The sequence below is a fragment of the Lysinibacillus sp. COL-1 genome (assembly GCF_059814265.1).
Map to the genome: position 1 here is coordinate 583,980 of NZ_JCAWSJ010000004.1, position 16,228 is coordinate 600,207.

Annotated in this window: 9 protein-coding genes; 8 read left to right on the forward strand and 1 reads right to left on the reverse strand. The window is 36.9% G+C overall.

Annotated features, from left to right (window positions below; genetic code table 11):
• Positions 1–34 precede the first annotated feature (34 nt).
• The 7 genes from AC6BKE_RS11065 to AC6BKE_RS11095 all read left to right on the forward strand — a co-directional run bounded on the left by AC6BKE_RS11065 (position 35) and on the right by AC6BKE_RS11095 (position 11,791).
• Positions 35–1,423, forward strand: coding sequence for an aldehyde dehydrogenase (locus AC6BKE_RS11065; protein WP_499856832.1), 1,389 nt, complete (start codon positions 35–37; stop codon positions 1,421–1,423).
• A 303-nt stretch (positions 1,424–1,726) separates the two neighbouring features.
• Positions 1,727–3,193 carry a UDP-N-acetylmuramoyl-L-alanyl-D-glutamate--2,6-diaminopimelate ligase gene (locus AC6BKE_RS11070; protein ID WP_036125930.1) on the forward strand — a complete coding sequence of 489 codons (1,467 nt, stop codon included), beginning with the start codon at positions 1,727–1,729 and terminating at the stop codon, positions 3,191–3,193.
• A gap of 134 nt (positions 3,194–3,327) precedes the next feature.
• Complete coding sequence (locus AC6BKE_RS11075) at positions 3,328–4,905, forward strand: peptide chain release factor 3 (RefSeq protein WP_058845183.1); 1,578 nt, start codon at positions 3,328–3,330, stop codon at positions 4,903–4,905.
• A 181-nt stretch (positions 4,906–5,086) separates the two neighbouring features.
• Positions 5,087–8,140 carry an efflux RND transporter permease subunit gene (locus AC6BKE_RS11080; RefSeq protein ID WP_499856833.1) on the forward strand — a complete coding sequence of 1,018 codons (3,054 nt, stop codon included), beginning with the start codon at positions 5,087–5,089 and terminating at the stop codon, positions 8,138–8,140.
• 20 nt (positions 8,141–8,160) lie between these two features.
• Positions 8,161–9,246 (forward strand): SDR family oxidoreductase, encoded by a 1,086-nt coding sequence (locus tag AC6BKE_RS11085; RefSeq protein WP_058845181.1) that lies wholly within the window; start codon positions 8,161–8,163, stop codon positions 9,244–9,246.
• Between the two features lie 319 nt (positions 9,247–9,565).
• A complete protein-coding gene (locus AC6BKE_RS11090) occupies positions 9,566–10,327 on the forward strand; it encodes a TerC family protein (RefSeq protein ID WP_058845180.1) in 762 nt (253 codons plus the stop codon).
• Positions 10,328–10,435: 108 nt separating this feature from the next.
• Complete coding sequence (locus AC6BKE_RS11095) at positions 10,436–11,791, forward strand: TrkH family potassium uptake protein (RefSeq protein ID WP_036125865.1); 1,356 nt, start codon at positions 10,436–10,438, stop codon at positions 11,789–11,791.
• 980 nt (positions 11,792–12,771) lie between these two features.
• Here AC6BKE_RS11095 and AC6BKE_RS11100 read toward each other — a convergent pair.
• Complete coding sequence (locus AC6BKE_RS11100) at positions 12,772–14,511, reverse strand: B12-binding domain-containing radical SAM protein (RefSeq protein WP_036125863.1); 1,740 nt, start codon at positions 14,509–14,511, stop codon at positions 12,772–12,774.
• A gap of 310 nt (positions 14,512–14,821) precedes the next feature.
• On the opposite strand from AC6BKE_RS11100, the gene AC6BKE_RS11105 reads away from it, so the two are divergent.
• Positions 14,822–16,189, forward strand: a complete 1,368-nt coding sequence (locus AC6BKE_RS11105; protein WP_244504793.1) for an ATP-binding protein — start codon at positions 14,822–14,824, stop codon at positions 16,187–16,189.
• The last annotated feature ends 39 nt before the right edge of the window (positions 16,190–16,228 follow it).

A 16,228-nucleotide genomic window follows, 5' to 3' on the forward strand; every position in this document is an offset into this window, starting at 1 on the left:
TGTATGGCATTTTAAAAAAAGGGGTGCTTTATTGATGAATTTTACGTCACAAGATGTGGAAAATATGATTACAGAGCAGCGTCAATTTTATTTTTCTCGTGCAACAAAAAGTGTAAAGTTTCGAAAAGAACAATTAAAAAAATTAAAAGCTTCCATTTTAAAATACGAAAAAGACATCTTGAATGCGCTGTATTTAGATCTTCGTAAAAGTGAATTTGAAGCATATGCAACTGAAATTGGCATTGTTTTAGATAGTATTTCATATATGGTAAAGCATGTAGAAGAATGGATGGAGCCAGAAGCAGTTAAAACACCGATACAATATCAAATGGGCAAAAGCTTCATTGTTCGTGAACCCTATGGTGTCACATTAATTATTGGACCGTTTAATTATCCATTTCAACTAGTTATGGAACCATTAATTGGTGCCATTGTTGGAGGGAACACAGCAATTGTCAAGCCGTCAGAAGCGTCTGTCCATACAGCAGCTATTGTGAAAAAAATAATTGAAGAAACGTTTCATTCCTCCTATGTACGTGTGGTAGAAGGTGAAAAAGAAGAAGTAACAGCTCTTATTCATGCGTCCTTTGATTACATTTTCTTTACAGGCAGTGTAGCTGTTGGAAAAGTGATAGCAAAGGCAGCAGCAGAACGTTTGACACCAATTGCTTTAGAGCTTGGTGGAAAAAGTCCAGCGATTGTCGATCAAACTGCAAACTTAGAAGTAGCAGCAAAGCGGATTGTATGGGGTAAATTTACAAATACTGGGCAAACATGTGTGGCCCCCGATTATTTACTTGTTCATAAAGATGTTTATGACCGTTTTATGAAAATCTTAAAAGAAACGATCCGATCGTTTTATGGCAAAAATCCTTTAAAAAGCCCTGATTACGGACGTATTGTGAATTTGAGACAATTCGATCGTTTACAACAAATTATCAAGGAAGAACGAGATGCCATTACATTTGGCGGCCGAATTGATCGTGATGATTTATATGTTGAGCCAACAATCATCGAGTATGTAAAATGGACAAGCCCATCTATGCAGGAAGAACTCTTTGGTCCTATTTTACCTGTTATGATGTATAATGAGTTACCACTGGCGATTCATCAAATTCGTCAATTACCAAAGCCTTTGGCGGCATATTTCTTCTCAGAACATGAAAAGGCCATACAATACTTTTTGGAGGAATTACCCTTCGGTGGTGGATGTATAAACGATACCATCACCCATGTTGGAAATTTACATTTACCATTTGGTGGTGTTGGACCATCTGGTGTGAAAGCGTACCATGGCAAAGCAAGCTTTGAAAACTTTACACATCCTAAATCCATTTTAAAGAAGTCCTCTAAGCTTGAGACAAATGTATTGTTCCCACCATATAAACAAAAAGTGAAAATTGTGCGGTCCATTATGAAATAGAAATTAGAAGGGAGATATCTTAGGATGTCTCCCTTGAAAAATAACCTCTTTGTCCTCAAAAAATCTTCCTAATTATGTCGAAAATCGTCGATTTGTGATTATAAATGAAAATTTCGAAGAAAACATAATTATTTCTTTAAATGAAAGCGTTTTCGTTGAAAAAACACATCTGAGGCATTTTATTTATCATGAAATAAGTAGTAAAATAAGTTCAATAGAACGTGGGGGTATTCATCTTGTCGTTTTTTGTCGAGTAATCAAAAATGATGATATGAGTGTAGAGATTGATTGGAGGACTATGAAATGTATGCAGAGGAATTGTTAAGCGCATTACCTTTGAAAAAAATAATTGGCGTGTTGCCAGATCAAGTTAGTGATATTGTAATTGACTCAAGAAGTGTGCAACCAAATAGCATGTTTGTTTGTATCAAAGGTTACACAGTGGATGGGCATGATTATGCGCAAAAGGCAGTGGATGGTGGCGCAACAATCGTTGTAACAGAACGTCAATTACCGTTAGGAGAGACAATTGCACAAGTGATTGTCAGAGATACAGATCGTGCGGTAGGCTTATTAGCCGCAAAGTTTTTTGATTATCCTTCTAAGGATATAACGATGATTGGAGTAACTGGAACGAATGGTAAAACATCCGTAACAGGAATTATTCAAAATATCATGCATGGTATGGGCGAAAAATCCGCTTTATCCGGCACAATCGGTTTTAATTTAAATGGTATTTTATATGAATCTGCCAATACAACGAGTGATGCTTTATCGACACAACAAATGATTTTCCGAGCAAAAATGGAAGGTTGTCGTTTAATGACGATGGAAGTTTCATCACATGGCTTAGCACTTGGACGTTTAGCAGGTGTTGATTATGATATCGCTATTTTCACAAATCTAACACATGATCATCTTGATTTCCATGGTACGATGGAGGAATATGGCCATGCAAAAGGCTTATTATTTTCCCAACTTGGACAAGATTTAGAAAAGAGCAAATTTGTTGTCTTAAATGCTGATGATGCATGGTCAGAGCGCTATGCCGCAATGACACCATTTCCAGTGTGGACATATGGTTTAAAAAATGAAAAGGCCGATTTCCGTGCCATTAACTGTGAATATCACGACTATATGACTTTGTTTGATGTGGAAATGCCAGAAGGGATTTATCGTGTAAAAATGAATTTGCTTGGTGAATTTAATATTTACAATGTGTTGGCAGCTATGATTGCATTTTACGGTCGTGGGTATTCTATGGAGTCCATTATTGAGCAAATAGAGCAACTACCGCCAGTTAAAGGTCGTATGGAGAAAGTTTGTTCAGATTTACCTGTACAAATTTTTATTGATTATGCCCATACACCAGATGCAATTGAAAAAGCGATTGAAGCGGCACAGCCTTATAAAAAGGGTAAGCTGATTTTCTTAGTTGGAACAGGTGGCAATCGTGATAAATCGAAACGTCCTGCGATGGCTGAAAAAGCGTCTGCTGCAGAATATGTCATTTTGACGACAGATGATCCACGCTATGAGGACTATGATAGCATTACGGGCGATCTTGCCAAAGGGATGCTTCATGACCATTATGCTTGTATCGGGGATCGGGCAGAGGCAGTACGTCATGCCATTGAGGTTGCCGAACCAGGTGATATGATTATTTTTGCTGGTAAAGGTCATGAGGATTATCAAATTATTGAAGATACAAAATTTCCACATAGTGATGCAGAAATTGCAATAGAAGCTGGCCGATTAAAATTTGTTTAATGAAAGATTAAATGTTAGGAAACCCTTTTAGTTGAACTAAAGGGTTTTCTTTTTTGAGATTTCATGTAAAAAGGTTGTACGAAAGGCAAGTCTTCTTTTATTATTATTAAGTATGAAAAAAGGAGAATGACGAGATGAATTCAAATTTAGAAAAAGATATACTATCACGTCGTACTTTTGCCATTATCAGTCACCCTGATGCTGGGAAAACGACGATTACAGAAAAGCTTTTACTATTTGGTGGTGCCATTCGTGACGCAGGGACAGTAAAAGGGAAAAAAACAGGTAAGTATGCAACGTCTGACTGGATGGAAATTGAAAAGCAACGTGGGATTTCGGTTACTTCATCCGTAATGCAATTTGATTATAATGGTTCTCGTGTGAATATTTTGGATACCCCTGGTCACCAAGATTTCTCTGAGGACACATATCGTACATTAATGGCTGTGGATAGTGCTGTCATGGTAGTGGATGCTGCCAAAGGGATCGAGGCCCAAACATTAAAGCTATTTAAAGTTTGTAAAATGCGTGGTATCCCTATTTTTACATTTATCAACAAATTGGATCGTCAAGGGAAAGAGCCACTTGAGTTAATAGAAGAGCTTGAAGAAGTACTTGGCATAAACGCTTATCCTATGAACTGGCCAATCGGTATGGGGAAAGAGTTCCTTGGTATTTACGATCGTTATAATAAACGTATTGAGCAATTCCGCACAGATGAAGCTGAACGATTCTTACCAATTGACGACAATGGAGAGCTTGCTGTGGAGCATCCAATGAAAGTTACTTCTTATTATTCACAAGCAATGGATGATGTTTTACTGCTAGATGAAGCTGGAAATGCCTATTCTGAGGAAAAAATTCGTCGTGGAGAATTAACACCTGTATTTTTTGGTTCAGCATTAACAAACTTTGGTGTGCAAACGTTCCTTGAAACCTATTTACAATTTGCACCGACACCTCAGCCTAGAATTACCGAAGATGAGCAATTTATTGATCCTGTTGAACATGATGAGTTTTCAGGTTTCATTTTCAAAATTCAAGCCAATATGAATCCTGCCCACCGTGACCGCATTGCCTTTGTACGCATTGTTTCTGGTAAATTTGAGCGCGGAATGAATATGACATTAGCTCGTACAGGTAAGTCATTTAAAGTGACTCAATCTACACAATTCCTTGCAGATGATCGTGAGACCGTAGATGAAGCGGTTGCGGGAGATATTATTGGGTTATATGATACAGGAACTTACCAAATTGGGGACACTGTTGTAGGTGGCAAGAAAACATTCCAATTTGAAAAATTACCGCAGTTTACACCAGAGCTATTCGTACGTGTAACAGCGAAAAACGTAATGAAATCAAAGCAATTCCATAAAGGGATTTTACAATTGGTACAAGAGGGTGCTATTCAATATTATAAAACGCTGCATACAGAGGAAGTCATTCTTGGTGCAGTTGGTCAATTACAATTTGAAGTGTTTGAGCATCGTATGAAAAATGAATACAATGTGGAAGTAAGAATGGAGCCAATCGGTTCTAAAATTGCACGTTGGATTGAAAACGAAGAGGATGTTAAAGAGTCCATGTCTTCTGGTCGATCTATGCTAGTGAAAGACCGCTTTGATAATCTTGTTTTCCTATTTGAAAATGAGTTTGCCATGCGCTGGTTTGCTGATAAAAACGAAAACATTAAACTTTATAGCCTTCTATAATTACCAAACACGAATCGACAATTTTGCGATTCGTGTTTTTTTGCAAGGAAAATTGACACTGTTTGTAGAATATAGACAGTATTAGGAAATATATTGCACGACGAACTAATTGAAGGGGGCTTAGCTCATTTATAAATCGGCTATCCTAGAAAGGAAGAGGTAGAAAAAGGAGTTTGTTTATATGAATATTAGTCATTTTTCCATTAAAAGACCCGTCTTTACAATTGTTACGATGCTTTTTGTCATCCTGTTAGGCGGTGTTTCCTTATTAAAAATACCGATTACGTTAATTCCAGAGTTAAATCCCCCCATAGGTGTTGTTGTCACTTCTTATCCTGGGGCAAGTCCAACAGAGGTGAATGAGAAGATAACGAAACCATTAGAGGCTACACTTGCCACCTTGCCTGGCATAAAAAAACTACAGTCAACCTCACAAGAAGGCTCTAATTTAATTATGCTTGAGTTTAATTGGTCCACGAATATGGAAGATATCCAACTCGATATTTTACAGCGAATTGATATGACACCGCTGCCAAATGATGCGGGCAAGCCTAGTTTTTTAAAGTTTGATCCGTCTCAATTTCCCATTATTCAACTATCATTACGTGCAGAAAATAATGATGTAGATGTACGTTTATTAGCAGAGGACTTAGAAAAAGAACTGCGACGGACAGAGGGTGTTGCAAGTGTAAATGTTTCTGGCAAGTTGATCGAGGAAGTTCAAATAATATTAGACGAAGCAAAGCTAGTGGAAAAAGGCTTAACACAAGCAGACATTATACAAATTATCCAAGCGAATAATGTATCTCTCCCTGGTGAACCTGTTTCAACAGATGATGGTAAGCTGTTAACAACACGTATTGTAAGTACATTATCGTCACCTGAAAGTATTGCAAGTTTGATCGTTTCAGTGAACCCGTTAACAGGTGAAGCGCTAACTGTGAGCGATCTTGCAACCGTAGAGAGGACAGAGCAACAATCTATTACGACAACTCGTGCCAATGAGCATCCAGCAGTCCTTATGTCCGTTTTACAGGAATCTGGCGCGAATACAGCAGAAGTTTCCAAAGCGTTTCAGCAAACATTAGATGAACTACTTAAGAAAGAGCAATATAAGGGGATAACGGCAGACATTCTTGTCGATCAAGGTAATTATGTAGATTTAGCTATTCATAACATTGGCTCTTCTTTAATTTTAGGTGGATTATTTGCGATGTTCATCCTATTTGTTTTTTTACGTAGTGTAAAGAGTCCAATCATTATTGGTATTGCTATTCCTTATTCGGTTATTGTGACATTTGTGTTGATGTTTTTTGCTGATTTTACCCTTAACATCATGACATTAGGTGCTCTTGCACTGGGTATCGGTATGCTAGTGGATAATGCCATTGTTGTTATTGAAAATATCGAAAGACATTTAGGGCTAGAAAAGGATCCTATTACTGCAGCGCAGGAAGGAACTAAGGAGGTTGCACTTGCTATTACGGCTTCCACGTTAACTACTATAGCCGTATTCATTCCTGTTATGTTTATCGAAGGATTGATTGGACAAATATTTACAGAATTCGCCCTAACGATTTCGTTCAGCCTAATCGCTTCTCTAGTAGTTGCGCTTACTGTCGTCCCAATGCTAGCAAGTCGTCTTTTAAAAATGAAAAATACCAATTTTTATGAGCAGCGCAGTAGCTCTAAATTTTACAACCATTATAAATCCTCTATTGTATGGGTATTACGGCATCGACTGCTAATTCTAATTTTCACGGTGATGTGCTTTGGTTTATCCTTATTTGGGCTGACTAGAATTGGTACAGAATTTTTACCACCTACCGATGAAGGATTCACATCTATAAGTGTCAATCTTGAAAAAGGTGTCGCTGTATCGGAAACAGAAAAGGTAGTGAAGCATATTGAGGAGCGCTTGAAGCAGGAAAAAGATGTGGATGTTTATGTTAGCTTAATTGGGGGTACGCAACAATCGCAAGCGCGTGGACAAACGAGCGCCAATCAAGCTGAAATGTATGTCAAACTAGTACCATTAGCAGAAAGGCAACGTTCCATTTTTGAATTTGTGGAAGAGCTGGAGCAAGATATAAAGGGAGAGCTTGGAGAGCAAGCTGATATTACATTTAATGTATCAACAGCAACGGGTTCGTCACCACATACATTAACGTTCCGATTAACAGACTCAGATGAACAAAGGCTACAGCACACTGTTAAAAAAGTGCAGCAAGAGCTACAAGCGATTCAAGAAGTAACAAAGGTTTCAACGGATCTAGACCAGACTGTGCCAGAGATTCAAATTGAGGTTGATCGAGAAAAAGCAAAAGACTACGGTTTTATCCCAGCACAAATTGCTCAAACCGTGAACCAAATGACAAAAGGACAATTAACGTCTCAACTACTTACTGAGGACGGCGCTGTATTACCCGTTTATACGGGTTTTGGACAGGTATTTAATACGAGTATAGATGCGCTAAAAGCCATGCAGCTTCGTTCTCCAGCAGGATTGTTTGTGAAATTAGAGGATGTTGCTACTGTCTCTATACAAGAGGGACCCGTGTCCATTCGTCGTTCTGATCAGGCAGCAGCAGTAGCCTTTTTTGTAGATTATGAAACAAAGGAATCATTGGGCGGCATTTCGGCAAAAGTAGATAAAGCATTGACCCAAGTTCATTTACCGCCTGCTACTCAAATTGTTTTTAGTGGGGATCGAGAGCTTTATGATAGTGCAATTGACGATATGCTATTAGCAGTTATGCTAGCAATCGTACTAGTTTATATTGTAATGGCTGCGCAATTTGAGTCATTTAAATATCCGTTTGTCATCATGTTTACAGTCCCATTAATGATCATCGGTGTGGCGATTGCTATGTTCGCAACACATACTTTAATCGGTGTGACGTCTGTTATCGGTATTTTAGTGCTTGTAGGGATTGTCGTGAACAATGGCATTGTGCTTGTCGATTATATTAACCAGCTAAAGGCGAAGGGCATGTCTGCTTATGAAGCTATTTTACTGGCTAGCCAAGATCGTCTTCGACCGATTTTAATGACGGCATTAACGACTATTTTAGGACTGTTTCCACTAGCGCTTGGTATTGGTGAAGGAACAGAGATGAACCAACCGATGGGGATTGCGGTTATTGGAGGCCTTGTAACCTCGACATTGCTAACATTGTATATTGTACCGATTATCTATAGTTTAGTGGATAAAGAAACAAGAAAGATGCGCTAGATTTCAAGGGGGAATAGGAGATGAACGTTCATTTTTTTACTGGATTTCCTGGTTTCATTTCAAGTCAACTCATTCGGACATTATTCCAAAAGAGACAGACACAACAAGTTATTGCGATTGTGTTGGCAGGTGAAACCATTAAGGCAGAGCAGGAAAAAAGCAAAATAATAGAAGCTTTCCCTGACTGTTCAATTCATATTGTAGAAGGCGATATTACGCTGCCAAATCTGGGTTTAGACGATCAAATAATCAGTGGAATTGTACCAAAAATAGAAGTGCTTTGGCATTTAGCCGCTATTTATGATTTAGCGGTACCACGTGATCTTGCATGGAAAGTGAATGTCCATGGTACAACAATGGTCAATGATTTTGTGCGCACCTTACCGAATTTAAAACGCTATATGTATTTTAGTACAGCCTATGTGGCAGGCACACGTGAAGGGATACTGCGTGAAAATGAACTCATTCGGCCTCCAGCATTTAAAAACTACTATGAGGAAACAAAATATGAGGCCGAGCTTCGAGTTGAAGATTTAAAATCAGAAATACCACTTACGATTATTAGACCTGGGATAGTGCGAGGGCATTCAATGACAGGTGAAACCATTAAATTTGATGGACCTTACTTCTTTTTAAATTTAGTAGAACGAATAAAGGGTTTACCCTTTATTCCATACATCGGCCGATCGACATCAACGATTAATGTCGTGCCCGTTGATTATATTTTAAATGCCTCAGTTTTTGTAGTGAATGAACAAGGTGCAGAAGGCAAGACACTTCATTTAACAGATCCCAATCCTCACCCTGTACAGGAAGTATACCGTACTATGGTGAAATTAATAACGAATGTCTATCCAAAGGGACGTTTCCCATTTATATTAGCAAAGCTATCGTTACAAGTTCCTTTTATTCGAAAAAAACTTGGAGTTGAACAAGAAACGCTGGATTACTTAACATGGAATGCCACATTTGACACAGCTGAAGCACAGCAAATTTTACAAAAAGGTGGTATTACATGCCCTGATTTTATACAGACGATGCCAAAAATGATTGCCTTTTATTTAGCACATAAGGAAGAGAAGAGCTATCAAATTCAGATTAAGTAAAAACAATATAGATATTTTTGTCAGTTGTAAATGATAGTGCTATAATGATGGAAAGAAGATACCTTCGACAATTTGTCAAAGGGGAGTAGCTAACAGGAATGATATGTCCTGGTTTCACATTCGTCAAGACATGGTTATGACCATCGGGTGTGATAGTGAATGGCTCTATACGTAATGACGTGTAGATTGATGTACCATAAAAGAAATAGGTACGAATTTACTTAGCGAGACCTTTGCCTGAATTAGGGCAGAGGCTTTTTTCTTTTGTACTTTAGATAAAATGGTCGTTTTAGGGATAGAGCTTAGAGGAGGCACTAGAATGGAAGCAATTATATTACAATACGGCTGGGTGTTAATTGTCCTTGTTGTATTAGAAGGATTACTTGCAGCTGATAATGCGGTAGTGATGGCTGTGATGGTCAAGCATTTACCACAGGAACAGCAAAAAAAGGCGTTATTTTATGGACTATTTGGAGCACTGATTTTCAGATTTTCCGCCTTATTTGTTATTACAGTATTGGTAAACTATTGGCAAATCCAAGCAGTCGGTGCGGCCTACCTATTGTTTATGTCTGCGAAAAATATATATGATTTGCGTAAACATAAAGATGATGAAGAGGAAACAGCTGAAAGAGCAGAGAAAAAGGGTTCTGGATTCTGGTTAACGGTTCTTAAGGTTGAAGCAGCAGATATTGCATTTGCTATTGATTCGATGCTGGCAGCCGTTGCGATCGCTGTAACTTTGCCTCACTTAGGAAATTTTGATATTGGTGGCATCAATGGAGGACAATTTATTGTCATGCTTCTTGGTGGATTTATCGGTGTCATTATGATGCGTTTTGCAGCACAATGGTTTGTTAAAGTATTGAACGATTATCCTTCACTTGAAACGGCAGCATTTCTTATCGTTGGTTGGGTCGGTGTGAAGCTCGTTATCTTAACATTAGCTCATGAAAAAGTAGGGATATTACCTGTAGAGTTTCCTCATTCAACTGCCTGGGAATTAACATTCTGGATAGTCTTACTAGGCATTGCATTTGTGGGCTACCTAGTGGGAGTTCGTCATAAAAAAAATAATTAGTATCTAAATGGGAGGAATAGTTGTTACTATTTCTCTTTCTTTTTTTATGTATCTTTTCTATACTATTATCTATCTAGTTGGGCATCATATGTGGGAGGAGTTGTTAAAGTGCCTTGGAAAAAATCATCAAATAGACTTGTCACACCATTTCAGGTACTTGTTTCTTATTACTTTATAGCTATAGCGATTTCCTTCCTGTTATTACGACTTCCAGGCGTTCATCAAGAGGGCGTAAGAATTTCCTTTTTAGACAGCTTGTTTACAGCAGTAAGTGCAGTTAGTGTCACGGGCTTAACAACGATTACTATTTCGGAAACCTATACAACCTTTGGGCTTGTGATGATTCTTGTTATTTTACAGTTAGGGGCCATTGGTATTATGTCACTTGGTACCTTTGTGTGGCTGCTAGTAGGGAAAAAAATTGGGATGCGTGAGCGTCAATTAATTATGATTGACCATAACCAGTATAATTTGTCCGGTGTTGTGAAACTAATTCGTGAAATCATAAAGATTTTATTTGGCATTGAAGTTGCGGGTACGATTATTTTAACGCTACATTTCACCAATTATTTTGATACATTAGAAGAAGCCTTTTTACATGGGATATTTGCTTCCATCTCTGCTACAACAAATGGTGGTTTCGATATAACTGGAATGAGCTTACTGCCATTTCATGATGATTACTTTGTACAAATGGTTACAATGGTACTGATCGTGTTAGGTGCTATCGGCTTCCCAGTATTAATCGAATTAAAAACGTTCTTGCTCAATCGACGTGAGAATTTTCGTTTTAGTTTATTTACTAAAATTACTACATCCACATACGCTATTTTATTTGTTGTAGGTGCACTTGTCATTTTACTTCTTGAATCTTTCCATTCCTTCAAGGAAATGTCCTGGCACGAGGCGCTATTTTCGGCGATGTTCCATTCAGTATCAACAAGATCGGCTGGATTGACAACATACGATGTTACGACATTTAGTGAAGCAACAGATATATTTATGAGTTTCCTTATGTTCATCGGTTCTTCGCCAAGCTCAGTTGGTGGAGGGATTCGCACAACTACTTTTGCCTTAGCTATTTTATTCTTAATTACTTTTGCTAGGGGAAGAGAAGATATTCAAGTATTTGGGCGAGAAATTCATTTAATAGATGTCTTTCGCTCATTCGTTGTTATTTTATTAGCATTTTTTATGGTGTTAATTGCTACACTTATCTTACTCATCACAGAGCCACAAGCATCACTGATTCAGATCATTTTTGAAATCACTTCAGCGTTCGGTACTTGTGGTATGTCGTTAGGAATCACCGAGGACTTATCTGTCATTGGTAAAATCATTATCATTATTTTAATGTTTATCGGTCGAGTAGGGTTAATTTCCTTCCTTTACACACTTGGTGGTGGGGGTAGAGGGAAAAAATCAAGCTTCCATTATCCAAAGGAACGCGTAATCATTGGGTAATTATACAGAAACGATGGTATATAAGGGCTTTGTAAGGGACAATCATTAGATTGCCCTTTTTTGCCCCCGAAAGTTCAATTTTCTAGATAATCACTGAATTTTTTGAGGGGACTTCTTTCATGTTCAGTGGTTACATGTAAATAGCTATTTGCAGTTATCTCTCTATTTTTGTGAGCAAGAATGGTACTAACATATCTACATCAGCTTCTTACTTCATAACTGAGAGTGTGTATGCATCTTGAAATACTCATGCTAACTAGGGAGCATAACACATTACTATTAATATGATTCTAAAAAAATAATTACCCTATTTTGACCAATCAATACTAATATATAGTTTCTAAATATTGGTATCTTATAATAGTTTAAAGTAAAAGATTATTTTATGAATAAAACGAATTTACTGGTAAATATTATAAGTATAGTAAATGACTTTCTTCTATTATATATAGATAAAAAGAAGTAATTTGTCGAAAGTTGTCATTACAGGTGTATATACATAAGGGAATACCCTTTGTTCGCGTCCCCTATCAAAAGTTAATTTTAAGGAATTAAAAAGTAATTGCCTTAATATAGGTAGTTCAAATACAATAAAAAACACATAAAAAGGCTACACGAATAAATGCGTAATAATGGGGAATGTTTTAGAAGAAAATGATACTTAATAAAGAACATTCCTGCGTATTTTTCATTAAAAAAGGTGAAAAATACGAAATTGTCATACAATTTTCAAAAAATTTAAAATTGTTTTTCCCGCATTTTTAAAATTTTTGTGGGTATTATTTACAAAATAGAACTAGCTTGTCTTTAAGGCATTTGCCCTAAACTTTTGGAGGGAGGCTATGAATACTTGACTAACTCATTTAGTTAGTCGAAGAAAGTACATATACAGTCATGTTATTTTTGTGAAAAGGATTTAAGAATTGTTTAAGAAAGAAAAAAACTAGTCCTGACTGTTAGCACAGGACTAGCTTTTATTATTAACTAGAGTGGATAGATGCAAAATATGGTTGCTGACCGTGACGGAAATAGGTTAACAGATAGCCATTTTTTTGTACAATTTTGCCATTTAGGAAATTGTGATAGTCAAGGCCATGAGGGATAATCAGTGTATGCTTAAACAACTCTTTCTCAGATAGCTTAAAGCTAGCAAATTCCTCGCCAGCGATAGTAGGATCTTCGCGTAATGCTTGATAAAGGGCTTTTTGTTGCTCTTCTGTTGGGCGTTCATTCCACCACAGCTTACGTGGTTGGAACTGCTGTGCCATTAGATAATCAAGCTGCATGAGACTCTGGATAATATTTAAATTCACGCCCTCCACAGTTTCCAAAAACATTAATAAACGGCGGAATAAATCTTCCAACTGATGGCCAATACGAGACCAACCTTTTGTTTCCCAATACGTCCCAAAGTTTTGGAAAAAATCAAATGGTGTGTCAAAGACCTCAGTAACTAAGTATTCAATCGTATGATCCATCCGATGGTCATTCCAATACTTCTCAAGAACATCCTCTGCATGTTTAATGCGTACGATATCATCAAAGGTTAGCACATTATTTGAAAAGATTTCGTAAGGAGAGACATCCACATAGGTATAACCAAACTTTTCCGCTTCTAATCGAAGGCCTGTACCACGTAAAAGCTTTAAAAATCCTAGCTGTAACTCTTCTGGTCTCATCGCAAAAACGTCATTAAACGTTTGACGGAAGCTTGCGTAATCTTCCTCTGGTAGACCAGCAATTAAATCTAAATGTTGATCTATTTTTCCGCCATCCTTCACCATTGTTACCGTTCGTTTTAGCTTTTCAAAGTTTTGACGACGTTTCACGAGTGTATTGGTTAAATCGTTTGTAGATTGTACGCCAATTTCGAAACGGAACAAACCTTTTGGTGCATTGTCATTTAAGAATTGAATCACCTCAGGGCGCATAATATCTGCAGTAATCTCAAATTGGAATACAACACCAGGTTTATGTTCATCAATTAAAAACTGGAACATTTCCATTGCATAGCTACGGCTAATATTGAAGGTACGATCCACGAATTTAATTGTCCGAGCTCCGTTATCCATTAAAAAACGAATATCTTCTTTTATTTTTTCACGGTTAAAGTATCGTACACCTACTTCAATAGAAGATAAACAAAATTGGCAACTAAATGGGCAGCCTCTACTTGTTTCGATATACTGAATGCGTTTACCTAAATGGGGAAGATCCTCCTCAAAGCGGAATGGACTTGGTAATTCACGCAAATCAATTTTAGGTGGCATAGCGTGAATTTTGACTTTTCCATCCTCTAAATAACAAATGCCTGGAACATCCTCTAACAAAATTTCACCGTGGAAATAGCGTAATAATTGTTTGAAAGAAGTTTCTCCTTCGCCCATGACAATAAAATCTACCTCGGGTATTTGACGTAACCAATGATGAGAATCGTAAGAAACCTCAGGACCTCCTAGCAAAATTTTAACATTTGGACAGACAGTCTTTAACATTTTTATAACGTGAATGGTTTCTTCTATATTCCAGATGTAGCAACTAAATCCAACAATATCAGGTTTTTTTTGGAATAAATCTGATACAATATTAAAAGCAGGATCCTTAATAGTGTACTCTGCTATAATTGGATTAAATTCTGGTAAAGCGGCGCCTTTAAGATAGCGCAATGCTAAATTTGTGTGAATATACTTTGCATTTAAAGTAGTTAAAATAGTATTCATGCAATAATCTTCCTTTCAACATCTTATTGTATCAGTCAAGTATCTGACATACAATATAATTCTTTTTACCTATTTATTTTGTGAACGGTTCGTGAAATAATTTAAAATACTTAAATTTACTAAATTTTGTAATAATAGAATCGTGCTGTCATAAAGTATAGTAAAGGCTCAAAATTCGATTTAGAGGTTTTTTACTCTTTTGAAAGGTTCGGTGAGAAAGTTGAAGCAAAATGATATTAATCAATGTTTTGGAAATCTTATGAAAAGTACTTCGTCACCAACACTTATACTCAATAAAGCAGGGAAAATTTTGAACGTTAATGAGGCTGCTATTAAACGTTTTAATCTTAATTTAACGTATATTGGCTATTTAGCTATGGACGAGCCATCTAATTTTAAATGGACTAAATTCGTCAAACAATTACAAAATGATTTACGTTCAGAAGAAATTTTTAATATTCGTACAACTGGAAACGACTATGAAATGCTGTCTTTTAAATGTTTTTATGATCCTAATACAGAAGAAATTGTTGCGCAAATTTCTACACTAAATGATGATGTTGCTCATAAATTATACATGAGTCAGGCGCATGAAAGATCACAATCTTTTAATGCATACGATTATTTACCTTATGCTGTTATTGTAAGTGATGCTAGCGGTATTATTCTTGGGCTTAATAAGTATGCGGAAATGTTTCTGAAAGTTGAAAATTCGCAGTTGCTCCATAAAGCACATCAACATATATTCGATTCATTTACATTGAAAAAGGGACAAATTACATCATACCTGTCTAAGCTGATGGGTGACAAGCATGCAAGTATTCATGTAGTCGATGAAACACAAGTAAGCAGAACTTGCTATTATGAAATTTCCAGTATTTTCGATGAATACAATAATATTATTGTCACGGTTATCAATGATGAAACAGAGAAAAAACAACTTCAGCATAAAGTCGAGCATCAGCAAGCATTAAATGTTGTGGGACAGATGGCTGCAAGTATTGCGCATGAAATTCGTAACCCATTAACTTCTTTAAAGGGATTTACTGAATTATTAAAGTTAAATGCTGATGATGAATCACGCATGTATCTCTCTGTTATTGACAGTGAGCTTCAACGGATGGAACAAATTTTATCCGAGCTTTTAGTGTTGTCTAAGCCAACGACGATGAAAGTTGAATTATTAGAACTGGATCATATTGTAAAGCAAGTCATTGAGTTTATGCTACCAGATGCACTCATGAAAAATATTATGATTCAGTACATTTCTCCTTCTAACCAAATTTATATCGGTGGCAACGAGAATCGCTTAAAGCAGGTGTTAATGAACCTAATTAAAAATGCAATGGAATCCATGAATAATGGTGGCACGATTACAGTTGAAATGGCGACAAATGACTGTGCGATTGTCGAGCTTATGATTAAAGATGAAGGGGTTGGCATGGACAGCACGACACTTCAAAACCTATTCCAGCCTTTTTACACGACAAAATCAACAGGGACAGGACTGGGCCTTGCTTTCGTGAAAAAGGTGATTGAAGAACATGATGGGGTAATAGGCGTTAATAGTGAACTACAGAAGGGGACATGCTTCCATCTGCAGTTCCCAATTTACACATTTAATCAACTTGATACATTGGAAGTATCCTCAAAAGATTCTGCTTATTTAGTAACGTAAATAGAGTAAAAATGGTGAGATAATTCACAATAAAACCTT